The organism is Mesorhizobium sp. M0437, assembly GCF_040321335.1.
GTDB lineage: Bacteria > Pseudomonadota > Alphaproteobacteria > Rhizobiales > Rhizobiaceae > Mesorhizobium.
On record NZ_JAMYRK010000028.1, the window covers coordinates 15,568 to 38,271 of the forward strand.

General features: G+C 62.6%; 21 protein-coding genes and 1 other RNA gene. 15 read left to right on the forward strand and 7 right to left on the reverse strand.

Going from position 1 to position 22,704, the window contains the following annotated elements; genetic code table 11:
- Positions 1 to 16: 16 nt before the first annotated feature.
- A complete protein-coding gene (locus tag NKI72_RS18670) occupies positions 17 to 814 on the reverse strand; it encodes a glycoside hydrolase family 25 protein (protein WP_502898549.1) in 798 nt (265 codons plus the stop codon).
- 405 nt (positions 815 to 1,219) lie between these two features.
- Here NKI72_RS18670 and NKI72_RS18675 point away from each other — a divergent pair, with 405 nt between their 5' ends.
- On the forward strand, positions 1,220 to 2,599 hold the full coding sequence (locus tag NKI72_RS18675; RefSeq protein ID WP_352831221.1) for a serine hydrolase domain-containing protein: 1,380 nt from the start codon (positions 1,220 to 1,222) through the stop codon (positions 2,597 to 2,599).
- A gap of 24 nt (positions 2,600 to 2,623) precedes the next feature.
- Here NKI72_RS18675 and NKI72_RS18680 read toward each other — a convergent pair whose 3' ends face one another.
- From NKI72_RS18680 to NKI72_RS18700, 5 genes are all read right to left on the reverse strand, one after another.
- Entirely contained in the window at positions 2,624 to 2,932 is a 309-nt protein-coding gene (locus NKI72_RS18680; RefSeq protein WP_352820363.1) for a HigA family addiction module antitoxin, read from the reverse strand.
- Between the two features lie 8 nt (positions 2,933 to 2,940).
- Positions 2,941 to 3,243 (reverse strand): type II toxin-antitoxin system RelE/ParE family toxin, encoded by a 303-nt coding sequence (locus NKI72_RS18685; RefSeq protein ID WP_352831220.1) that lies wholly within the window; start codon positions 3,241 to 3,243, stop codon positions 2,941 to 2,943.
- A 135-nt stretch (positions 3,244 to 3,378) separates the two neighbouring features.
- Positions 3,379 to 4,044, reverse strand: a complete 666-nt coding sequence (locus NKI72_RS18690; protein ID WP_352501072.1) for a class I SAM-dependent methyltransferase — start codon at positions 4,042 to 4,044, stop codon at positions 3,379 to 3,381.
- Entirely contained in the window at positions 4,041 to 5,288 is a 1,248-nt protein-coding gene (locus NKI72_RS18695; RefSeq protein ID WP_352850490.1) for a BtaA family protein, read from the reverse strand. Before NKI72_RS18695 ends, NKI72_RS18690 begins: the two co-directional genes overlap by 4 nt.
- Positions 5,289 to 5,370: 82 nt before the next feature.
- On the reverse strand, positions 5,371 to 9,324 hold the full coding sequence (locus NKI72_RS18700) for a hydantoinase B/oxoprolinase family protein (RefSeq protein WP_352850492.1): 3,954 nt from the start codon (positions 9,322 to 9,324) through the stop codon (positions 5,371 to 5,373).
- Positions 9,325 to 9,505: 181 nt separating this feature from the next.
- Here NKI72_RS18700 and NKI72_RS18705 point away from each other — a divergent pair, with 181 nt between their 5' ends.
- The 7 genes from NKI72_RS18705 to NKI72_RS18735 all read left to right on the forward strand — a co-directional run bounded on the left by NKI72_RS18705 (position 9,506) and on the right by NKI72_RS18735 (position 13,513).
- A complete protein-coding gene (locus tag NKI72_RS18705) occupies positions 9,506 to 9,712 on the forward strand; it encodes a hypothetical protein (RefSeq protein ID WP_023676780.1) in 207 nt (68 codons plus the stop codon).
- A gap of 197 nt (positions 9,713 to 9,909) precedes the next feature.
- Positions 9,910 to 10,629: a TerB family tellurite resistance protein gene (locus NKI72_RS18710; protein ID WP_352471547.1), complete on the forward strand. Its 720-nt coding sequence runs from the start codon at positions 9,910 to 9,912 to the stop codon at positions 10,627 to 10,629.
- The gene (locus NKI72_RS18715; protein WP_352471548.1) at positions 10,626 to 11,393 is read left to right on the forward strand and encodes an N-acetylmuramoyl-L-alanine amidase; all 768 of its coding nucleotides are present in this window, start codon (positions 10,626 to 10,628) and stop codon (positions 11,391 to 11,393) included. Before NKI72_RS18710 ends, NKI72_RS18715 begins: the two co-directional genes overlap by 4 nt.
- 184 nt (positions 11,394 to 11,577) lie before the next feature.
- Positions 11,578 to 12,327, forward strand: coding sequence for a lytic transglycosylase domain-containing protein (locus NKI72_RS18720; protein WP_352471549.1), 750 nt, complete (start codon positions 11,578 to 11,580; stop codon positions 12,325 to 12,327).
- 59 nt (positions 12,328 to 12,386) lie between these two features.
- Positions 12,387 to 12,785, forward strand: an RNA gene (gene rnpB / locus NKI72_RS18725) — RNase P RNA component class A.
- A gap of 153 nt (positions 12,786 to 12,938) precedes the next feature.
- A complete protein-coding gene (locus tag NKI72_RS18730; protein ID WP_352831214.1) occupies positions 12,939 to 13,214 on the forward strand; it encodes a type II toxin-antitoxin system ParD family antitoxin in 276 nt (91 codons plus the stop codon).
- Positions 13,211 to 13,513, forward strand: a complete 303-nt coding sequence (locus NKI72_RS18735) for a type II toxin-antitoxin system RelE/ParE family toxin (protein WP_352831213.1) — start codon at positions 13,211 to 13,213, stop codon at positions 13,511 to 13,513. Before NKI72_RS18730 ends, NKI72_RS18735 begins: the two co-directional genes overlap by 4 nt.
- 8 nt (positions 13,514 to 13,521) lie before the next feature.
- On the opposite strand, the gene NKI72_RS18740 is transcribed toward NKI72_RS18735, so the two are convergent.
- On the reverse strand, positions 13,522 to 14,637 hold the full coding sequence (locus tag NKI72_RS18740; RefSeq protein WP_352831211.1) for a cystathionine gamma-lyase: 1,116 nt from the start codon (positions 14,635 to 14,637) through the stop codon (positions 13,522 to 13,524).
- Between the two features lie 404 nt (positions 14,638 to 15,041).
- Between NKI72_RS18740 and mraZ the strand changes: the two genes are divergently transcribed.
- The 7 genes from mraZ to mraY are packed head-to-tail and all read left to right on the forward strand — an operon-like array spanning position 15,042 to position 22,698.
- Positions 15,042 to 15,500: a division/cell wall cluster transcriptional repressor MraZ gene (mraZ, locus tag NKI72_RS18745; RefSeq protein ID WP_352456172.1), complete on the forward strand. Its 459-nt coding sequence runs from the start codon at positions 15,042 to 15,044 to the stop codon at positions 15,498 to 15,500.
- Positions 15,497 to 16,528 (forward strand): 16S rRNA (cytosine(1402)-N(4))-methyltransferase RsmH, encoded by a 1,032-nt coding sequence (rsmH, locus tag NKI72_RS18750; RefSeq protein WP_352501065.1) that lies wholly within the window; start codon positions 15,497 to 15,499, stop codon positions 16,526 to 16,528. The genes mraZ and rsmH overlap by 4 nt, the downstream gene beginning before the upstream one ends.
- Positions 16,529 to 16,532: 4 nt before the next feature.
- Complete coding sequence (gene ftsL, locus NKI72_RS18755) at positions 16,533 to 16,910, forward strand: cell division protein FtsL (protein WP_352501064.1); 378 nt, start codon at positions 16,533 to 16,535, stop codon at positions 16,908 to 16,910.
- A gap of 14 nt (positions 16,911 to 16,924) precedes the next feature.
- Positions 16,925 to 18,652, forward strand: coding sequence for a peptidoglycan D,D-transpeptidase FtsI family protein (locus NKI72_RS18760; protein ID WP_352471555.1), 1,728 nt, complete (start codon positions 16,925 to 16,927; stop codon positions 18,650 to 18,652).
- 54 nt (positions 18,653 to 18,706) lie between these two features.
- A complete protein-coding gene (locus tag NKI72_RS18765) occupies positions 18,707 to 20,161 on the forward strand; it encodes a UDP-N-acetylmuramoyl-L-alanyl-D-glutamate--2,6-diaminopimelate ligase (protein WP_352850494.1) in 1,455 nt (484 codons plus the stop codon).
- On the forward strand, positions 20,158 to 21,591 hold the full coding sequence (locus NKI72_RS18770) for a UDP-N-acetylmuramoylalanyl-D-glutamyl-2,6-diaminopimelate--D-alanyl-D-alanine ligase (RefSeq protein WP_352471557.1): 1,434 nt from the start codon (positions 20,158 to 20,160) through the stop codon (positions 21,589 to 21,591). The genes NKI72_RS18765 and NKI72_RS18770 overlap by 4 nt, the downstream gene beginning before the upstream one ends.
- 24 nt (positions 21,592 to 21,615) lie before the next feature.
- Positions 21,616 to 22,698 (forward strand): phospho-N-acetylmuramoyl-pentapeptide-transferase, encoded by a 1,083-nt coding sequence (gene mraY, locus NKI72_RS18775; RefSeq protein ID WP_023676767.1) that lies wholly within the window; start codon positions 21,616 to 21,618, stop codon positions 22,696 to 22,698.
- The last annotated feature ends 6 nt before the right edge of the window (positions 22,699 to 22,704 follow it).

The following is a 22,704-nucleotide window of genomic DNA, read 5'->3' on the forward strand; positions in this document are numbered from 1 at the left end:
GGCGGCAGGCCTGGTGTCAACGGGTGTTCTGCCGCAACCACTTCTTCCACGCGGCTTCGGAGCCGTTGAAGACGCTGATGTCGGCGTTTCCGGCCATGCCCGGCACGACACCCGTTCCGGTATACTGCCAGAAGGTGAAGGGATGGCTGCCGTATTTCTGGCGCGGGTGCCCGGCGACGGAGCGCAGCCAGTAGGGGTAATTGCGGAAGCCCGATAAACCGTTATCTTCGAAGAAATCGACAGACGTGTAGATGATTGGCTTCTTGCCGTAGTATTTTTCGACGATTTCGAGGAACGTGCTCATCTCGCTGCGTACCGTGGCGGGATCGGGCCGCAGCTTGCAGGTCGGCGATTTCGGGTTCCATTCCATGTCGAGAACCGGCGGCATCGCCGAGCTGTCTTTGGGCACGTTCTGGATGAACCAGCGCGCCTGGGTAGCGGCCGGCGTGCAAAAGTAGAAAAAATGATAGGCGGCACGGGGGATGCCCGACGCCCTGGTGCGGCTCCAATGCTCGTTGAAAGCTTCATCGAAACGGTCTCCGCCTTCGGTTGCCTTGATAAAGGCGAAGGAGATGCCGCTGGCCCTGGCCGCCGGCCAGTCGATCGATGTCTGGTATTTGGAGACGTCGGTGCCGTGGACGGCATAGCTCCACGGTGCGCCGCTGTCCCATTCATGCGGGTCGGAATCGGCAAAACGCGGCGCGCGTACCGCAACCATCGAGGCGCTGGACGACGACAGCGATGGCGTCAGATCCTCGACTGTCGAGCAGGCACCAAGCAGCGTCAGCGTGATGAGAACCGCGAAACGGCGCATCGCTACTTCCCGAGCCGGTTTCAGCCGGCCGCTGATGGGTCTTTCCGCGGGTGCCCCTCGACCGGGCGCAGCGTGTCTGAAACCGACTTACGCGGCGCACCTGGATCTTCGTTTCATGCATTCCCAAACCGTTACGCAGTTTTGGGACGCATGCATTCAAGCCCCGCCGGACGGTCACCCCACAGGATCGCCCGGTCTGTCCCAAGCGCGTCGCTTCGACGCGCTTAGCTCTTTTGTCTATGCATGTCGTTGTCCCAAAACCGCTGCGCACTTCTGGGCGACATTCACCTGTGATCGCCGATCATGGTTGATATTCGGTTGACGGCGCTCGACAAGAGCCGCGATTTTGCCGAAACAATGGCGGCAAATCGATGACATAGATCGCGCTCAGGGGAATTCGAAAAAATGCAGATCCTCCTGAAGTTCGTCAAATGGCTGCTCGGCCTGGCTGCGCTGGCCGCCGCGATACTCGCCGGCTGGCTGTATTTCGCGCCGCCGGAACTGATCCGCGTCGGTTCCGGCTATGCCGCCAAGATCGTCTGCTCGAACGTCTTCATCGCCGGGCGAGACGCCGACGACGTGCTCGCCGTCGATGTGCAGGCGCCGGGTCATCCGCTGCTGAAGCTGATGAGAGTGTCGGTGGACAAGGAGAAGGGAACGGTTTCGGCGGGCCTGTTCGGCGCGCTCGGCAAAAGTGTCGCGGTCGCCCGCGAGGGGCTCGGCTGCGCCTCGGTTCCCGACGGCGATATTGCCGCCGCCAAGGCTGTCGCCGGAGCTGCACCGACGCCGGCGTCGCTGCCCGATCTGATCTGGCCGGAGGGCGACAAGGCCGATGCCTCGCAGGATCCCGAGGTCGCGAAAGTCCTCGACGATCCAGCCATGACCGGCGCCGGGATGCGGGCGGTCGTGGTGGTCAAGAACGGCCGCATCGTCGCTGAGCGTTATGGCGACGGCTTTTCCGAAAAGACGCCGCTATTGGGCTGGTCAATGACCAAGACGGTGAATGCGGCGATCGTCGGCACGCTGGTGAAGGAGGGCAAGCTGGCGATGACCAACCAGGGTCTGTTCGGTCCCTGGAAGGGAGATGGCCGCGCCGTGATCAGCCTCGCCGACATGATGGCGATGTCGAGCGGGCTGGAATTCAACGAGGATTACGGCGACGTCGCCGACGTAACGCGCATGCTCTACCTCGAACCGGACATGGCCGGCTTTGCCGGATCCAAGCCGCTGACCGGCGAGGTCGGCAAGGTGTTTTCCTATTCGAGCGGCACGGCGGTGATGCTGTCCCGATTGTGGCAGGACGCAATCGGCGACAAGGACAAGGCACTGGCGTGGCCGAGGACCGCGCTGTTCGATCCGCTCGGTATGCACAGCGCTGTGCTTGAGGTCGACGAGCACGGCACCTTCGTCGGCTCGTCCTATCTCTATGCCACGGCACGCGACTGGGCGCGCTTCGGCCAGTTCCTGCTGCAGGGCGGCGTCTGGAACGGCAAGGAGATCCTGCCCGCCGGCTTCGTCGACTGGATGCGGGAACCGGCAACTGCCTCGAAGGTCTACGGCAAGGGGCAATTATGGATAGAAGGACCGGGCGACGAAGAAAACCCCGGCGCCGGCGTTGCCGCAGGTCTGCCGAAGGACACCTACTGGATGGAGGGACATGACGGGCAGACGGTCGCCATCATCCCCTCCGAGCAGCTGGTTGTGGTGCGGCTCGGGCTGACGCCGGCCAGGCTCGGCTATCGGCCGCAGGTGATGGTGGCGGCGCTGGTCAAGGCGCTGCACTGAGGAATGCGGCGGTCGCAGTCTTGTCTATGCGGCTGTCGTCAAAGGCTTGGCGCGATCAACACGCGCCCGCTCGTCGGGTGAATTCATAACCGTCCAAAGATCGTTACGGCGCTGGACGTTCAACCAGAAATCCGGGCTGTTGCCAAACACCCGCGCCAGAATGAGCGCGGTAGCCGCCGTCACGTTGCGGCGGCCGTTGCACAATTCGTTCACATGCTTGCGCTGGACGCTCATAGCTTCGGCCAAAGCCGCCTGTGTCAGGCCGAGTGGTTGCATGAATTCTTCCGTAAGAATTTCGCCAACCGTTGCTGGCTTGCGTGCGGTCATCAACATGTCTCACCTCACTTATATATATAGCTGTGGTCGTCGAGATAGATGTCCGACGCCTCGCCCCGGCCCCCGTCCCAGCGGAAGACCAGCCGCCATTGTTTGTTGACGCGGATCGAATGGAAGCCTTCGAGATTGCCGCGCAACTTCTCGAAATGGTTGCTGGGCGGCACACGCAAATCCTGATCGATCGCCGCGTCGTCAATCATCTGGAGCTTGCGGAACAAGCGGCTTTCGAGATCGGACGGAATATTGCGGGAATGGGTGTCGTCCACGAAGAAAGCCCGCAGCCATCCATCTCTAAATCCGATGATCATCCCATGCTTCCGGCGAGGAGATAATGTACCACTCCTTGGGTCACATGGCAATGTGTGATTTAGCCAATTAACTGATTTCAGCCACGGCCCCCATTTAGGATTGGAGCCCCAAAACCTTCCACGCCAAAATTGATGTTAGATGGCGATCTTGATCACGGCGAGCCAGCTGTAGCCGCGATAAAGTGTTCTGAATCGAAGGCTTGCACCAACTCTCGCAGATTCCGATTCCAGGACGTCGCGCAGGGCTTCACGCGGCTGGACATGGAATTTTCTCAACCAGCCGCGCAGCAGCGTGCGGAACCAGCCGGGCAGGGCCTCCTGCTGGCCGAAATCGACGACGTGCAGCGAGCCGCCCGGTGACAGGGCAGCAAGAGCCGCGAACACTGTCTTCTCCCAGCCGGGAATCATCGACAGCGAATACGAGACAAAAATGCGGTCGAAACTTTTGACGCCGAACAGTGCTTTCGCGTCGAAATCGGTGGCGTCGCCGCACGCCAGGGTGACGCGGCCGGAGAGGCCTTCGCGCGCGAGGGCGGCAGTGGCCGTCTCCAGCATCTCGGCCGAAATATCGAGGCCGAAGAAGCGCGCGCCGGGATAGCGGCGGGCGGCGAGGATGATGTTGCGGCCGGTGCCGCAGCCGAGCTCGAGCACGGTGCCGCCGGCCGGCACATCCAGTCCGGCGATAAGCCGGTCGCGGCCGAGCAGATAGTATTTGCGGGTCAGGTCGTAGATATGACGCTGCCAGCGGTAGACGCCGTCCATCAGCTGGGCATGGCTGGCCGGCAATTCGGTCGTGCTCATGCGGACCGCTTCACATAGAGATGGAAGCCACCATAGATGGCCGAGCGGTCGCGCGCCGAAAACTCGCGCGAGGCGTCGTTCTCGTAGCGCCACTGGTCGAGCAGCGAATTCGAGACGCGGCCGGGCAGCAGGCTGGGTTCCGCGGCGGTACGGAAGATGACGCGGGCGCCGGTGGAGGCGGTTCGGGTGATCTCGGCCCACAAACCATTGAGCTGGTGGTCGGTCATCCAGTCCTGTGCATCGAGCAGCACGAAGCGATCCACCGAGCCGGCATCCTTGCCGGCAAGGAACTCGATCAGATTGGCGTGGTGGATGGCAACGCGATCGACATTGTTGCGGATCGTCTTGTAGTTGCGCTTTTCGAGATAGGCGGGCAGGGCGGCCTCGCCCGGATCAGGGTAGCGGCGGGCGAAAGCCTGCCAGGCGAAATAATTGGTCTTCAGCGGAAAATCGCAGGCGAGCTTTTCCAGTCGTGCCTTCAGCACGCTGGCCATGGTGCCGTCACCCGAGGTGATCAGCGAATCGTATTGGGCCGGCGGAATGCCGAGGCCGAACAGCGAAGCCTTTCGCGATGTCGCCCATTTCAGCAGCGGTTTTTCGAAGACCGGCGCCAGCTCTTCGTCGAAGAAGCGGCGCTGATCGGCGATGCTCTTGGCGTCCATGATGCCGGCCGGGTCGACGCCGAAAAATTTTGCGGTGCGATGGCCCATGGCGATGAACAGGCCAAGCAGGCCGGTCTGGTAGAAATTGCGGTCGAAGACAGCGATGCGGCGACGGCCGCGCCAGTTGCGGCGCTCCCAATAATGGCGGCTGACCGGGTCGAGATGCGGTGCGATGAAGCGATCGTAGGCCTGTGAATTGTGCCCGGTCTCAGCCGCGCCGAAGAAACGGAACAGGTCGCCCTGCGACGGCAGGTGACGGACGGCTTCGAGCTTCATGCGGTTCAGCGCGATATGGGCAGCGTTGAGGTCGACGGCATCGATCCTTTCCGGCGAGCGGGTGAGATAGGCAAGGATGTTACAGCCGCCTGAGGCAATGGTGACGATGCGGTGGCCCGTCCCGAGCTGCATCGCGTCCATGTCGATTTCGGGGTCTTCCCAGATCTGCGGATAGACGAGGCCGGAGAACAGGAAGGCGAACAGGCGCTCGGAGATGCCGGCTTTCGACAGCGGGCGGTTCTGGTAGACGGCCTTGCCGACTTCCTTGCCGCGGCGAAAAACCAGGTCCCCAGAAATGTCCGTCATGGCAAGGCGATTCCCCGTTTGCGTTGCCGCAAGCGGGTAGCGCAGGGTGATGACAGGCCGGTGACAGCCTGTTGACGCGAGTTCAGGCCTTGCCAAATCCACCTGGGGTCGGCGTCGTCACGATGACCGCCTCGCCAGCGTCGAGGATGGTCTGATCGCAGGCTTTCAGCGTCTCGATCGCGCCGGTCTTGCGGCGGACCTTGGTCGAACCGGCCTCGCCATCGCCGCCTCCGTCCAGTCCCCGCGGCGGGCGGTTGCGATGCGAGGACAGGATCGCGCATTCCATTTTTTCGAGGAAGCGGATAGTGCGCCTGGTGCCGTCGCCGGCATTCCATTTGCCTTCGCCGCCGGAGCCTTCGCGGATATGAAAATCCTCCAGCAATACCGGGAAACGCAGTTCCAGCACTTCCGGATCGGTCAGGCGCGAATTGGTCATATGGGTGTGGACGCCGGAGGTGCCGGCAAAACCGCGGCCGTCGTTCATCCGGCCGGCCGGCGAGCCCGAGCAGATCGTCTCGTAATACTGGTACTGCTTGTTGCCGAAGGTGAGATTGTTCATCGTGCCCTGCGCATTGGCCATCGCGCCCATGGCGCCGAATAGCGCGTTGGTGACGTGTTGCGAGGTCTCGACATTACCGGCGACGACTGCCGCGGGATAGGCGGGTTTCAGCATCGAGCCGTCGGGAATGATGATGTTGATCGGCCGCAGACATCCGGCATTCATAGGGATGTTGTCTTCGACCATGACGCGGAAGGCATAAAGCACAGCGGCTCGGGCGACCGGCTCTGGCGCATTGAAATTGTTCTTCATCACCGGCGACGTTCCGGTGAAGTCGACGGTCGCTTCGCGCTTCCGCCGGTCGACCGATATCTTCACCTTGATCATTTGGCCGGTGTCGGTCGGGTATTCGTATTCGGAACTGTCGGGCAGCCGCTCCAGAACGCGGCGCACGCTTTCGGCGGCATTGTCCTGGACATGGCCCATATAGGCTTCGACCACATCGAGGCCGAAATGGGCGACCATCTTGCGCAGCTCGGCGACGCCCTTTTCGTTCGCGGCGATCTGCGCCTTGAGGTCGGCGATGTTCTGGTGCGGATTGCGCGCCGGGTAGGGGTGGTCGGTGAGCAGCGTCTCCAGGTCCTTCTCGCGGAACCGGCCGCGATCGACGATGCGGAAATTGTCAAACAGCACGCCTTCCTCGTCGACGGTTGTGGCAAGCGGCGTCATCGAGCCGGGCGCGGTGCCGCCGATGTCGGCATGATGGCCACGCGAGGCGACGTAGAAGAGGATCTTCGGCGATTGGCCGATCTCCCCCCTTGTGGGGGAGGTGGCGGCCCAGCCGCCGGCGGGGGTCGTTGCGGCAGATCTCGCCGCACTTGTGGTGCCTTCTGCGAGGACCCCACCCGGCCGCTTCGCGGCCACCCTCCCCTCAAGGGGGAGGGAAAACACCGGCGTCACCACTGTGATATCAGGCAGATGGGTGCCGCCATTGTAAGGCGCGTTCAGCGCAAAGACGTCGCCGGGACGGATGTCGCCGGAGTTGAGCCGGATGATGGTTTCCACCGAGCGGTCCATCGAGCCGAGATGCACCGGCATATGCGGCGCGTTGGCGACCAGCGCGCCATTCCGGTCGAAAACGGCACAGGAGAAGTCGAGGCGCTCCTTGATATTGACCGAATAGGCGGTGTTCTGCAGCGTCACGCCCATCTGCTCGGCGATCGACATGAACAGGTTGTTGAAAACCTCCAGCATCACCGGATCGGCTTCGGTGCCGAGTGCGGCGTGTCGGCGCTTCTTCTCGACGCGCCGCATCAATACGTGGTTCTTGGCGGTGATCTCGGCCTGCCAGCCCGGCTCGACGACGATGGTCTGGTTAGGCTCGATGATCAAAGCGGGGCCGGCGATCTTGTTACCAGGCTTCAGCGTTTCGCGAGGGAAAATGCCGGCGTCGCGCCAGACGCCGTCGACAAAGATTTTCCGGTTCCCGGAAGGATTTGCGGCCATGTATTCAACAACTGAATCGCTTTCGTCGCGGCCGGTGCCGCCGGTATCGGTACCTTCGACGCCGATCGACTCAACGATCATCGGCTTGTCGTCATAGACGAAACCGAACTGTGCCTTGTGCGCCGATTCGAAGTCCGCCTTGGCCTGCGCAATCGAGCCGTGCCCGAAGTTCACAGGCAGCGCGGTATCGGTGCCGTCGTAGCGGATCTGCAGCACCGGTCTCGAGACGACCGCGTCTTCGCTGATGCCTTGCGCGGCGAGTTCGTCGATGACGGCTTTGCGCAGCGTTGCGATGAGTTCATCGATCGCTGGCCCGGAATTGTCCGCCAGCGGCTTCAGCAGCGCCTGCTGGCGTGACGCAAATACAGAGGATAGGCCGATGCCGTATGCCGAGAGCAGGCCTGAGAAGGGATGGATCAGCACCGCCTCCATGCCGAGCGCATCGGCGACCAGGCAAGCGTGCTGGCCGCCGGCGCCGCCGAAGCAGTTCAGGAGGTATTCGGTGACATCGTAGCCGCGCTGCACCGAAATCTTCTTGATGGCGTTGGCCATGTTTTCGACGGCGATAGTGATGAACCCTTCGGCGATGGTTTCCGGGGAGCGGCCGTCGCCGATCTCGGCGGCAAGGGCCGCGAATTTTTCGCGAACCATCTGGACGTCGAGCGGTTCGTCCTGGCCCGGTCCAAAAATAGCCGGGAAGAACTCGGGCCGCAGCTTGCCCAGCATGACATTGGCGTCAGTGACGGCCAACGGGCCGCCGCGCCTATAGGCGGCCGGGCCGGGATTGGCGCCGGCCGAATCCGGCCCGGCGCGAAAGCGGCCGGCCTCGTAATGCAGGATCGAGCCGCCGCCTGCAGCGACGGTGTGGATGCGCATCATCGGCGCGCGGATGCGCACGCCGGCGACCTCGGTGTCGAAGGCGCGCTCGTAGTCGCCATCGTAATGGGCGACATCGGTGGAGGTGCCGCCCATGTCGAAGCCTATGACCTTGCCGAAACCGGCGAGTTTTGCCGTCTCGACCATGCCGACGACGCCGCCGGCCGGGCCGGACAGCAGCGCATCCTTGCCCTGGAACATGTCGGCGGCGGTGAGGCCGCCCGACGACATCATGAACATGAGGCGAGGGCTTTCCCTCCCCCTTGAGGGGAGGGTGGCGGCGAAGCCGCCGGGTGGGGTCGGCTCGACTGGGTTCGACCTACTCTCCCCCCTTGAGGGGGAGATGGCCGCAAAGCGGCCAGAGGGGGTCCTGTCAGAAGGCACCACAGGGGCGTCGAGCACTGCCGCAACGACCCCCTCTGTCGGCTCCGCCGACATCTCCCCCTCAAGGGGGGAGAGGACGCCCAGTTCCTTTGCCACTCTTTGCACATACCTAGCCAGGATCGGCGACAGGTAGGCGTCGACCACGGTGGTGTCGCCGCGGCCGACCAGCTTGATCAGCGGCGAGACCTCGTGACTGACCGAGACCTGCGAAAATCCGAGTTTTCTGCAGACCTTCGCAACTGCCTTTTCGTGATCGGGATGTTTCCAGGCATGCATGAAGACGATCGCGACCGCATCGATGCCGTCCGCCTTGGCTTGCTCAATAGCCGGGCGTACCGAAGCAATGTCGAGCAGGCGCTCGACACTGCCGTCGGCGCGAACCCTTTCGTCGATCTCGACGACGCGCTCATAGAGCTGTTCGGGAAGGATGATCTGCTTGGCAAAGATATCTGGCCTGGCCTGATAGGCAATCCTCAGCGCATCGCGGAAGCCTTTGGTGATGAGCAGCAGCACACGGTCGCCCTTGCGCTCGAGAAGCGCATTGGTGGCAACCGTGGTGCCCATCTTGACATCGCCGATCAGAGCGGAGGGGATTGGAGCGCCGGGTTGGACGCCGAGCAAATCGCGAATGCCCTGGATGGCAGCGTCGGCATAGGCTTCGGGATTCTCGGACAGCAGCTTGCGCGGGTGCAGCGCGCCTTGCGGGTCACGGCCGATGACATCGGTGAAGGTGCCGCCGCGGTCGATCCAGAAATCCCATTTTGCAGTCACAGCGGCGCTCCCGGGATTTTTCCCTGTTCGATCTGTTAGCTCGCGAGGCCCTGACCGGCAATCGTCAAGTGATTGGAATATGTTACAGGCAGAAATGCAACGTTACGAAACTCATGCGCAGCTTACGCATTGTGTCCTCGACCGCCGGCGGTAACGGAGGCGTGATTAGAGGAGAGATATCATGAAGAAACTCATTCTTGCGTCGGTGTCGGCGCTTGCGTTGCTTGGCCTTGCCGCCTGCAGCAACAGCGGCACCGACAACACCACGACGCAGAGCACCAACCCGCCGGCATCCGACCAGACGATGAAGCCGGCTGCTCCTGACGCCAACAAGCCTGCCGAGCCGGCTCCGGCACCTGCGCCTGCGCCGGCTGCTCCGGCTCAGTAGTCAATGTGACAGCCAAGGAAAGGCTGGCCTCACAGGCCGGCCTTTCTGCTGCTTACGATACCAGCGCCTGGCGGCCGAGTGCGACGACGTGAGCGCTGGCGCCAGCCGCCTCAGGCATTGCGCCAAATCGATTGGGCCAGCCCCTGCGGCACTGTCTTGGCTTGATAGCGATGGGTGGTTGGTCCTATGAAGCCCCCATGTCGATTTGGGACCGCCTTGGCGACTTCGTCACACGCGTTTCATCTTCAGCGTCGTCAGGCGTCGCCGAAGTGGTCGAGGCCGTGCGCACGGTTTTCTCCGGCGATGCCGATCTGCGCCGGCGCGTCGCCTTCTCGGTGGCGATGATCGCCCTGTCGGCCAAGATGGCCAAGGCAGACGGCATCGTCACGCAAGACGAGGTGCGCGCCTTCCAGGAAATATTCGAGGTGCCGAAGGAACAGAGGCGCAATGTGGCGCGGCTCTACGATTTGGCCAAACGCGACATTGCCGGTTTCGAGACCTATGCCGAGCGGATGGCGCAGCTTTGCGGTTCGGGCCATTCGAACTGCCTGATGCTCGAGGATATACTCGACGGGCTGTTCCACATCGCCAAGGCCGACGGGCTGGTGCATGAGCGCGAGGGCGAATTCCTGCATCGCATCGCCGAGATATTCCGCATCGATGAGGCGCATTACCAGAGCATCCTGGCCCGGCATGTCGATCTGGGTGCCGCCGATCCCTATGTTGTGCTCGGCATCGAGCGCGGGAAGCCGTTCGAGGAGGTCCGCAGGCGCTACCGCAAGCTGGTCTCCGACAATCATCCGGACCGGCTGATCGCACGCGGCCTGCCGCAGGAATTCATCAAGATCGCGACGACCAGGCTGGCGGCGATCAACGCGGCCTATGAAATGATCGAGCGAGGCCTGCGGCACGCATGAGCGGCTTTCCGCCCGATGAGCCGAGCGCCGAGGTCAGGGTATCGCCGAATTTCGGACCACGGCGCGGGACGCTCGGACCCGATATGATCGTGCTGCACTACACCGGCATGGCTACCGGCGCCGGTGCCGAGGCATGGTTGTGCGATCCGGCAAGCGAGGTCTCGTCGCACTACCTGGTCCATGAGGACGGCCGCATTGTTCAGATGGTAAGGGAAAGCGACCGCGCCTGGCATGCCGGCAAGAGCTCGTGGTTCGGACAGAGCGACATCAACTCCTGTTCGATCGGCATCGAGATCGTCAATCCGGGGCATACGCTCGGCTATCGCAACTTTGCAAAACCGCAGATCGGTGCGGTGATCGGCCTGTGCGCCGGCATCATCGAGCGCCATTCCATTCCGGCGCAGCGGGTGCTTGCCCATTCCGACGTGGCACCGGGGCGCAAGGTCGATCCAGGCGAGAAATTTCCATGGAAGGCCTTGTTTGCCGTCGGTATCGGCCATGTTGTGCCGGCAGCACCGATCCGGCGCGGCGCCGTGCTGAAGCCAGGCGATACCGGCGCCGAGGTAGAGGCGCTGCAGTCGATGCTGGCGCTCTATGGTTATGGCGTCGAGATCACCGGCGCCTTCGATCGGCAGACCGAAATCGTGGTAGAGGCATTTCAGCGGCATTTCCGGCAGCGCCTGGTCGATGGCATGGCTGATGGATCGACGATCCGCACGCTGGAAAGGCTGCTCGCTTCCGTAAGGATAGCCTCTCTCAAATAATCTTTTGCCAGCTTAAAAATTACAATCTGTTACTCAAAGTAACTTGCGTCGCCTTCTTTGGCGCCAATTCCGTCGTCAAAGGCGATCCGTACAGATTGTCGGACGTCTATCCCCCAAATGTTCCGATGTTGATTGAGGGTATCTGCGCGAAGTTCTTTGTGCAGATCAAACAGAACAGGATCACATGCAGAAATTGACCGTTTTAACGGCAGCCATTGCTGCCGGCGTAATGACTTTTGCCTTCAGTGCGGCAAACAGCGCACCGCTGAGCCAGCGGGCCGATCAGGGCTTCAGTGCCGCAGCCGGCAAAACCGCCGTGCCGAAAGCCACCCGTGGTGCAAAAGTAGAGAAGACCGCCACCGCAAAAGTGGAACAAGCAACCGCGGTAAGGACGAAAAAGCCGGCCCCTGCGAAAAAGCCAACCGCTGCAAGAAAGACAATCTCAAAACACTATGTGAAGCGTAACCGCAAAAGCATCGACCACATGGCAACGGCGTCAGTCGCTCCGAAGAGCAGGCCAGCGCCTCAGGCGGTGGTAGTCGGCGCCAGCGGACAGTATTCGGCGATCATTGCGCGTTATGCCGCCAGCTATGGCGTCCCGGTGTCGCTCGCCAACGCCGTCATCAAGATCGAAAGCAACTACCAACCGAACCAGGTCGGCAGCGCCGGCGAGATCGGCCTGATGCAGATCAAGCCGGCGACGGCGCGGATGATGGGCTATAGCGGTTCGGTTCAGGGCCTCTATGATCCAGATACCAACATCAAATACGGCATGAAGTACCTCGCCATGGCGCGGGATCTCGGCGGCGGCACGACCTGCGGCACGATCCTGAAATACAATGCCGGCCATGCCGCCACACGGATGAACCCGGTGTCCGCAGCCTATTGCGGCAAGGTCAAGGTCCAACTGGCTGCACTTGGAGCGCCCGCCTGACAAGCGACAACTTGCTTTTTCGTTTGCGTTTTCGGGCCTGAACCCCTTTATACGCCTTGCCAGCTGGCCGGGCGGCCGCACCCGCGAAGCCGAAAGGCTGCGGGTGAGGAAAGTCCGGGCTCCATGGAGACACGGTGCCGGTTAATGGCCGGCGGGGGCGACCCCAGGGAAAGTGCCACAGAAAGCAAACCGCCACGATCCAATCGTGGCAAGGGTGAAAGGGTGGGGTAAGAGCCCACCGCGCGACTGGCAACAGGAGCGGCACGGTAAACCCCACCGGGAGCAAGACCGAATAGGGGCGGTGCGAGGGGAAACCCTCGAGGGCTGTTTCCGGCTCACCGTCCGGGTAGGTTGCGTGAGGCGTATGGCAACATGCGCCCAAGATGAATGGCCGCCACGTTCTCGCCGTGTAAGCGGCGAGGGCCATACAGAACCCGGCTTACAGGCCAGCTGGCAGTTTTCCCCGATAAAAGGAAATCTCCTGATATCAGCAGGTTGCGTCTTCGGGCGCAGCCGTTGGTTCAGTTTTCGACCCGCAATTAAGCGCGGCATTCCTTGAAAATGGTGCGATTAAATCGTACCATTTGGATGACGGTATTCAGGAGCGCGTCATGGGACAGGTCGATAAACGCAGCATCACGCTGTCGCCGGAATTGGCGGCGGTGGTCGACGACGTGGTCGCCGCCGGCGAATATGCCTCGGCGAGCGAGGTGATCCGCGACGCGCTGCGGCAATGGAAGGACCGGCGCGACCTGCTCGGCTACACGGTCGAGGAATTGCGCAAGCTGGTGCAGGAAGGGATCGACAGCGGGCCGGGACGGTTTGCGTCGATCGACGAAATAAAGGCCGAAGCGCGGAGACGATTGAAACCCGACAGCGCGGCATGAATTTGCTGCCCATCATCCGAACCGCAAATGCGGAAGAGGATTTGATCGCGATCTGGCTTCATGTTGCGCAAGACAACGAGGCTGCAGCCGATCGATTGCTCGATCGGATCGAAGCCCGCTGGCAGCAAGTGGCCACTTATCCCTTCTCAGGTGCCCCGCGCGAAGACATCGCAACCGGAATCCGTCACCTGATCGTCGGCGAATACCTCACCTTGTATCGTGTCCGCGAAGAGGCGATCGAAATCATTCGCGTGCTGCACGGCCGGCGCAAGATCGACGCCGACGATCTAAGTTCGTGATTGCCGATTCAGCCACCGATTGCGTCCAGCGACGCCTCGATCGCCTGCCAAAGCTCTTCCACCGGCTCGCAGCCGATCGACAGGCGAACGAAGCCGGGGGGAACGGCATCTCCCCTTTTTGATCGCCGTTCGGCCGAAGTGTGTACGCCGCCGAACGAAGTCGCTGCCTGCATCAAGGCGCAGTTGTTGATGAAATCCTCGGCCTTGTCCTCCGAGGCGAGCACGAAGGAGATGAGAAAACCGAAGCGCTCCATCTGGGCGCGGGCAAGATTGTGCGATGGATCGCTCTCCAGTCCCGGAAAGCGCAAGCCGCTGATCGCGCGATGGTTTTTCAGTCGTCGCGCTATCATTTCGGCGGAAGCGCACATGCGGTCGAAGCGCACGTCCAGCGTTTCGAGGCCGCGATGCACCAGCCATGCCTCGAACGGCCCGGGGATGGCGCCCGACGTCTCGCGCCAGTCGGTCACCCTCGAGATAATGTCCGCGTCGCGGCTGGCGACATGGCCGAACAGCACATCGGAATGGCCGTTTGGTGCCTTGGTGTCGGCGGCAATGACGATGTCTGCGCCGAGATCGAGCGGGCGCTGGCCGAAAGGCGTCATCGTCGTGTTGTCGACCACAAGCCCCGCACCCGCTTTGTGCACGGCTTCGGCGACGGCTGCGATGTCGCATATATCCAGTCCCGGGTTGGCGGGCGTTTCGACGAAGGCAAGCCGGTATCCGTCGAAGCCGCCGTCGAGGAAGCTCGACGTCGGCCGGACATCATAAGCGACGCCGAAGGACTTCAGGAAGCGCTCTGCCAGCGCTCTCGTCGTGTGATAGCCGTCGGACGGCAGCAGGATACGGTCGCCGGCTTTGAGCAGGCCTAAAAATACTGCCGAGATGGCAGCCATCCCCGAGGGAAAGGCGACGCATGGGGCGTCTTCCAGATGCGCCAGCATGTGCTCGACCGCATCCCAGGTTGGATTGCTGAAGCGGCCATATTGATCGAAGCCGGTGGCGTCGCCGGGCGCATGAAAGATGGCGGCCATCGTCAGGGGCAAGGGGATCGGGTCGCCCTTGGCCAGCCCGCCGCGGCGCAGATGGGGAAGTGCCGCGGCGCGTGACTTGGCTGTTTCGGACATGGTTTCAACCTCGTTACTGACCGGAAAAGGGATGCCGAGGCTATGCGCGGCAGCGATCCGCAGCAAGTCGGCTCCGGTTGGGCCACACGGCTCTAAACGCTTCGTTAGGCTTAATAGAGGATAAAGACGGGAGTGCCGTCAAAGCTGCTCTCCCCAGTCGTGGCAGGCGCGTTTTGAAAACTGTTCCCGTTGACGCCCATAACACCCCATGATATCCCATTCCGATACTCGAGCCTTCGTTCCGTGTCAGGGTGAAGCGTACGCCAATCGGGCAGCCGCGGCGGCTGCGCGTTTGCCTGCGTTCGCCCGTCACAACGAAGCGGGTTTTGGACGTCGACCGGGCCGGGGCGGCGCGGACAGGAAGATGCAGAGGGGTGCGGCGGCGCAAGCGGCCGTAACGCGTAATGGACCGGTTTCTGTCGAACGCGGTGAACAGGATCGATGCGAAGGGACGGGTGTCCGTGCCGGCGCATTTCCGTGCCGTTGTGCAGAAACGCGGCTATTCGGAACTTTATGCGCTACGCTGCCTGGATCGCCCGGCGATGGATGTCGGTGGGCTCGACCTGCTCGATCGCTACGAGCAGCGCATCGCCCAGGAAGACCCGTTCCTGCAGACGGCGGACGACATGTCGTTCTTCTGCCATGGCGATGGAACGTTTCTGAAGCTCGACCAGGACGGCCGTATCACGATGAGCGATTTCATTCGCGAGCATACCGGCATTTCAGCGGAAGTGGCCTTCGTTGGCCGCGGCAATTTCTTTCAGATCTGGGAGCCGGGACGGCTCAGCGCCTATGGGACGGAAGCACGCGCCCGGCTTTTGCAGCTTCGGCAGGGGACGAAGCCCGAGGAGCGGCCGGAATGATGGCGGGCGACGGCGATGAAGTTCATGCCGTTGGCGGACCAGCCCGTCACATTCCGGTCCTCCTTGCCGAAGTTCTGGAGGCGCTGGCGCCGACAAAAGGCGAGGTGATCGTCGACGGCACGTTCGGTGCCGGCGGCTACACGAAGGCCATTCTGGCAAGCGGAGCCTCGGTCGTCGCCATCGACCGCGATCCGGATGCGATCGCGGCGGGGCGGGCCCTTGAACAGCAGTCCGGCGGCAAGCTCAGGCTTGTCCAGGCACCGTTCTCGACGCTCGACGAACAGGTTGAAAGTGCCGATGGCGTCGTGCTCGACATCGGCATCTCCTCCATGCAGATCGACCAGCCGGAGCGCGGCTTTTCGTTCCGGGCCGATGGGCCGCTCGACATGCGCATGGCGCAGGCGGGCCTGAGCGCCGCCGACGTCGTGAACACCTTCAAGGTGGGCGATCTTGCCCGCATCTTCGGTTTTCTCGGCGAGGAACGCCATGCCGGGCGCATCGCCCGCATGATCGAGAGCCGTCGCGAAAAACGCCCCTTCCAGCGCACGCTCGATCTTGCCGATGCCATCGAGACGCATATCGGTCGCGCGCCAAAGGACAAGATCCATCCGGCCACCCGCGTTTTCCAGGCGCTGCGCATCTTCGTCAATGACGAACTCGGTGAACTGGCCAAGGCACTGTTTGCCGCAGAGCGCGTGCTGAAACCGGGCGGGCGGCTTGTCGTGGTGACCTTCCATTCCCTGGAGGACCGCATCGTCAAGCGCTTCATCGCCGACAGAGCCGATTCAGCGACCGGATCGCGGCACCTGCCCGAGGCGCAGGCGCGCACCGCCACCTTCACCAAGAAGGGCGGCGGCGTAACGCCTGGCGATGCCGAGATAACGGCAAATCCGCGGGCGCGCTCGGCAAGGCTGCGCGCTGCGATCCGTACAGAGGCGCCGGCGCGCGCCGGCGATTTTTCGATTTTCGGCCTGCCAAAACTGCCTGGCCCAAAGCTTCCCGGCGCCGATCGACCGGGAGAGAGGTGAGCACGTGTTTCGTACCAGCGACATAGTCCTGATCGCCGTGATGGTTTCGGCGGCCGCCCTGACCTACAAGACCAAGCGCGAGGCCGAGGAGCAACTGGCGGCAGTGCACAAGATCCAGGCGCAGATCCGTTATGAGGAGGACACGATCGACCTGCTCAAGGCGGACTGGAGCCTGCTTACCCAGCCGTCGCGCCTGCAGAAGCTCACCGAAATCTACAAATCGCAACTCGGACTCGAGCCGGTCAATGCGCGGCAGATCGTCGGGCTGGACGATCTGCCGGCGAAACCCGTCAATATCGAGGACCTTTCATCGCAGCGGCTGGGCGGCATGGCCGATATCGGCGGCAAGGATCCCGTGGTGACCGGAGGCGTCGTCCAATGATCACCGGATTTCCAATGGCTGCCAGATTTCCAAAGATTGGCAGGCTGCTGAAGCGCGGTTCGAAGCCCGGTGCAGGCGGATCAATCGTGGTCGAAGGTGCCCGCAAGGCGACCGGTGGCAAGGGCAGGACCCGCATCGTCATGACGATGGCAGTGTTCTTCGGCATCTATTCGACCATTGCCGGGCGGCTGGTCTATCTGGGTTTCCAGAATCCCGACCTGTCGGGCGGCCCGCAGAGCCGGGTGACGGCATCGCGACCCGACATCGTCGACCGTAACGGCGAAGTGCTGGCGACCGACATCAAGACCGCGTCGCTGTTTGCCGAACCGCGCCGCATCGTCGATGCCGACGAGGCGATCGAAAAGCTGTCGACGGTGCTTCCCGAGATCGACTACGAGCAGACATACAACAAGCTGAAGAGCGGCGCCGGGTTCGTCTGGCTGCAGCGGCAACTGACGCCGAAGCAGCAGGCCGACATCATGCAACTCGGCATCCCCGGATTCGGCTTTCGCACCGAAAAGCGCCGGTTCTATCCGGCCGGCGAAACCTCGTCCTACATTGTCGGCCTCACCAACATCGACAATCAGGGCATCTCCGGCATGGAGAAATACATCGACGAACAAGGCTTGAGCGACCTTCAGGCGTCGGGTCTGGCGGTGGCCAAGGATTTGAAGCCGGTGCAGCTCTCGATCGACCTGCGCGTCCAGCATATCGTGCGCGATGAGGTCGCCACCGGTATGGAAAAGTACCACGCGATCGCGGCGGGCGCCGTCGTGCTCAACGTCAAGACCGGCGAGGTGCTGGCGATGGCGTCGGTTCCGGATTTCGATCCGAACAACCCCTATAACGCGCAGGACAAGGACAGGCTCAACCGTATGTCGGCCGGCCTCTATGAAATGGGGTCGACCTTCAAGAGCTTCACCACCGCTATGGCGCTCGATTCCGGCAAGATAACGCTGCAAAGCCGCTTCGACGCGTCGCGCCCGATCAGGATCGGCCATCAAACCATCCATGATTTCCATGGCAAGGGCCGGGTACTGTCGGTGCCGGAAGTGTTCATCTACTCCTCCAATATCGGCTCTGCCAAGGAAGCCGAAGCGGTTGGCATCGACGGACACCGCGAATTCCTGCATCGCCTGGGAATCCTCGAGAAGATGCAGACCGAACTGCCGGAAGTGGCTCGGCCGACCGAGCCCAAGGTCTGGAAGCAGGTCAATTCGATCACCATCGCCTTCGGCCACGGTGTGTCGACGACGCCGCTGCAGACAGCGGTCGGCTGCGCCGCGCTGATGAATGGCGGCTATCTGATGGACCCGACCTTCCTGCCGCGCACGCAGGAGCAGGCGATGGCGGTGGCCAAGAAAGTGGTCAGCGACAAGACGGTCGAGGGCATGCGCTATCTCTATGCCCTCAATGCCGAAAAGGGATCCGGCCGCAATGCACGGGTGCCAGGATACCGGGTGGGCGGCAAGACGGGAACGGCGGAGAAGGTTGTCAACGGCCGTTACTCGAAGGAAAAGAATTTCAATGCCTTCGTTGCGGCTTTTCCGATGGACGATCCGCAATACATAGTGCTTACGATCGCCGACGAACCGAAGCCGGAAAAGCCCGGCATGGGTGGTACGGCCGCCTCGAACGCGGGCATCATGGCTGCAAACATCATCCGACGTGCGGCTTCCATGCTTGGCGTGAAGCCAGATTTCAGCCATGAAAATGGTGCAACGCTGGTTTCCTATCAGTGATTCTTGGGGCGCGCCGGCAACTGCGCGCTATTTTGTTGCGATGAACGGGGTTCGATGAAGCTGAAAAATCTAGCCGGTATCCTGCCTGTCGAGGGGACAGCTTCCTTCGACATGGAGGTTACAGGGATTTCGTCGGATTCCCGCCAGGTAACACGGGGCGTCGTCTTTTTCGCGCTCACCGGCTCCAAGGCGGATGGCGCAGCCTACGCAGCCGATGCCGCAAGCCGCGGCGCTGCAGCGATCGTGGTCGGCAAAGGCAGTGCGGTCGCCGGGCTGCCAGTCCCGGTTCTTGTCGTAGACGATCCGCGCCTTGCACTGGCGCTGAGTGCTGCACGTTTTTTCGGCATGCAACCGCAAACCATGGTCGCGGTGACCGGAACCAGCGGCAAGACCTCGGTCGCCGCATTCACCCGGCAGATATGGGAGCAGGCGGGTTTTGCCGCCGCCTCGATCGGCACGACCGGCGTGGTGGCGCCGGGCCGCAACGAATATGGCTCGCTGACCACGCCGGATCCGGTGGCACTGCACAGGCTGCTCAAGGAGCTGGCGGAGGCCGGCGTCACCCACGCCTCGATGGAAGCGTCCAGCCATGGCCTCGACCAGCGCCGGCTCGACGGCGTCAAGCTCGCGGCCGGTGGCTTCACCAATCTCGGCCGCGACCATATGGACTATCATCCGACGGTCGAGGAGTATCATCGCGCCAAATTGCGTCTGTTCGACGCGCTGCTGCCGAAGGGCGCGCCGGCGGTCATCTTTGCCGACGACCCGTGGTCGGAGCCGACGATCAAGGCGGCGCGGGCAGCGGGACTGAAGGTGCTGACGGTCGGCCGCCACGGCGATTTCCTGCGGCTGAAGCGGGTCGAGCACGAGCGCCACCGCCAGCGCGCCGAGGTCGAAGCGGACGGCGTTCTCCACGAAGTCGACTTGCCGCTGGCCGGCGACTTCCAGATTGCAAATGCGCTGGTGTCGGCCGGACTCGCCATTTCGACTGGAACATCTGTTGCCAAAGCGTTGATGGCGCTGGAGAAATTGAAGGGCGCGCCGGGACGGCTCGACCTTGTCGGGACGGCCGCCAACGGCGCGCCGGTCTATGTCGACTACGCGCACAAGCCGGATGCGCTGGAAAACGTGCTGGCTTCGGTGCGCCCCTTTACCACCGGCCGCGTCATCGTCGTATTCGGTTGCGGCGGCGACCGGGACCGAGGCAAGCGGCCGATCATGGGCGAGATCGCCACAAGACTGGCCGACGTGGTCATCGTCACCGACGACAATCCCCGCTCGGAAGTACCCGAGACGATCCGCGCCGCGATCCTGGAAGCCGCACCTGGCGCCATCGAGATCGGCGACCGGCGCAAGGCCATCCACGAGGCGGTCGGGATGCTTCACGCTGGCGACACGCTGATCGTGGCCGGCAAGGGCCATGAGGAAGGCCAGACCATCGGCACCGAGACGCTGCATTTTTCCGATCATGAGGAAGTTCGCTCGGCGCTGCGGGAGCAAGCGGCGTGAGCTATCTGTGGACCTCCGAGGCGCTGGTTGCCGCCATGGATGGCCGGCCGCTCGGTCCGATGCCTGAAGCCATCGCCGGCATTTCCATCGACAGCCGCAGCCTGCAGCCGGGAGACGCTTTCTTCGCCATCAAGGGCGAGGCCATGGACGGCCATGATTTCGTCACCGCCGCTATCAAGGCGGGCGCCGGCGTGCTGGTCGTCGCCGAGGGCAAGCTGCCGTCGCTGGGGCGGCTGACGGCACCGATGATCGTCGTGGAGGACGTGCTTGTCGCTCTGGAAAAGCTCGGCGTTGCGGCGCGCGCACGCTCAAAGGCCAGGGTCATTGCCGTGACCGGATCGGCGGGCAAGACCACCACCAAGGAAGCGCTACGCCACGCTCTCTCCGCGGTCGGTACGGTGCATGCATCGGCCCAGTCGTTCAACAATCACTGGGGCGTGCCGCTGACGCTGGCGCGCATGCCGCAGGATTGCGACTATGCCGTCTTCGAGATCGGCATGAACCATCCCGACGAGATCCGGCCGCTGGTCAAGATGGTCCGGCCGCATGTCGCCATCGTCACGTTGATCGCGGCCGCTCACCTCGGCTTCTTCCGCAACCTGGACGAGATCGCCAAGGCCAAGGCAGAGGTTTTCGAGGGATTGGAGCCCGGTGGCGCCGCCCTTCTCAACCGCGACGATGCGCGCTGGAAGCTGCTGGAGAAGATGGCCAAAGAGGCCGGCGTCGAGCATGTCTACGGGTTCGGCGAGAATGCCCGGGCGACCTTCAAACTGATCAAATGCGAGCTCAATGCCGATCACTCGGTCATCACCGCCAAGATTGGCGGGCACGAGATTGTCGCCAGGATCGGCGCGCCGGGCCGCCATATGGTGCAGAACGTGCTCGCGGTGCTTGGTGCCGCGCATCTGGTCGGTGCCGACGTTAACAGGGTTGCGCAGGCGCTGGCCGATCTTTCGCCCGAACGCGGACGCGGCAAGCGCTATGTGTTGCGTCACCCCAACGGGCCGATCACACTGATCGACGAGAGCTACAACGCCAATCCGGCGTCGATGAGCGCTGCAATGGCACTGCTCAACACGACGCCGGTGTCGGGCGAGGGCAGGCGCATTGCCGTGCTCGGCGATATGCTCGAGCTCGGCAGCCATTCGGCGAAATTGCATGCCGCGCTTGCCGGTCTGATCGTCGGCACCGACACGCGCACGGTCTTTCTCGGCGGCCCGGAAATGCGGGCGCTGGCCGACGTTTTGCCCGACGAGATCAAGACGGAATACCGCGCCGGTGCGGAAGATCTGAAACCGGTTCTTCTATCGGAATTGAAGCCCGGCGACGTGGTCATGATCAAATCGTCGAAGGGCATAGGCTTTTCAAAGCTGGTCGAGGCGTTGCTCGGCAAGTTTCCGGCGGAAGCCACAACCAGCAGACAGACCTAGGATCGGTCCGGGGGACGCAAGCGCATGCTAACACTGCTCGTCGAATTTGCGGACAAGATCTCGGTCTTCAACGTCTTCCGCTACATAACATTCCGCACCGGCGGAGCGCTGATCACAGCGGCGCTGATCGTGTTCATCTTCGGACCGACCATCATCAATTCGCTGCGGCTGCGGCAAGGCAAGGGCCAGCCGATCCGTGCCGACGGGCCGCAGACGCATTTCAAGAAGGCGGGAACGCCGACAATGGGCGGACTGATGATCCTGTCCGGCATCGTCGGTTCGTCGCTGCTGTGGGCGAACCTGTCGAGCATCTACGTCTGGGTGGTCCTGCTGGTGACGCTGGGATTCGGCTCGATCGGCTTTTACGACGATTATCTCAAAGTAACCAAGCAATCGCATCTCGGCTTTTCCGGCAAGGCGCGGCTGGGGCTCGAATTCGTTATCGCCGGCATCGCCGCCTGGGTGATCATGCATAACGGCCAGGCGCCGTTCTCGTCATCGCTGACATTCCCTTTCGCCAAGGAGTTTCTCGTCAATCTCGGCTGGTTCTTCATCCCGTTCTCGTGCTTCGTCATCGTCGGCGCCGGCAATGCGGTGAACCTGACCGACGGTCTCGACGGGCTGGCGATCGTGCCGATCATGATCGCGGCCGCATCCTTCGGCGTCATCGCCTATCTCTCTGGCAACGCGGTGTTCGCCGAATATCTGCAGATCCATTTCGTGCCCGGCACCGGCGAACTTGCGGTGGTCCTTGGAGCGGTGATCGGCGCCGGTCTCGGCTTCCTCTGGTTCAATGCGCCGCCGGCGGCGATCTTCATGGGCGACACCGGCTCGCTGGCGCTGGGTGGGCTGATCGGCACGGTCGCGGTGGCGACCAAGCACGAGATCGTGCTGGTCATCGTCGGCGGTCTGTTCGTCGTCGAGATATTCTCGGTCATCATCCAGGTCGGCTACTTCAAGATGACCGGCAAGCGCGTCTTCCTGATGGCGCCGATCCACCATCATTTCGAAAAGCTCGGCTGGACCGAAAGCCAGGTGGTGATCCGCTTCTGGATCATCGCCGTCATCCTGGCGCTGGTCGGCCTGTCGACCCTGAAGCTCAGATAGGAGGCC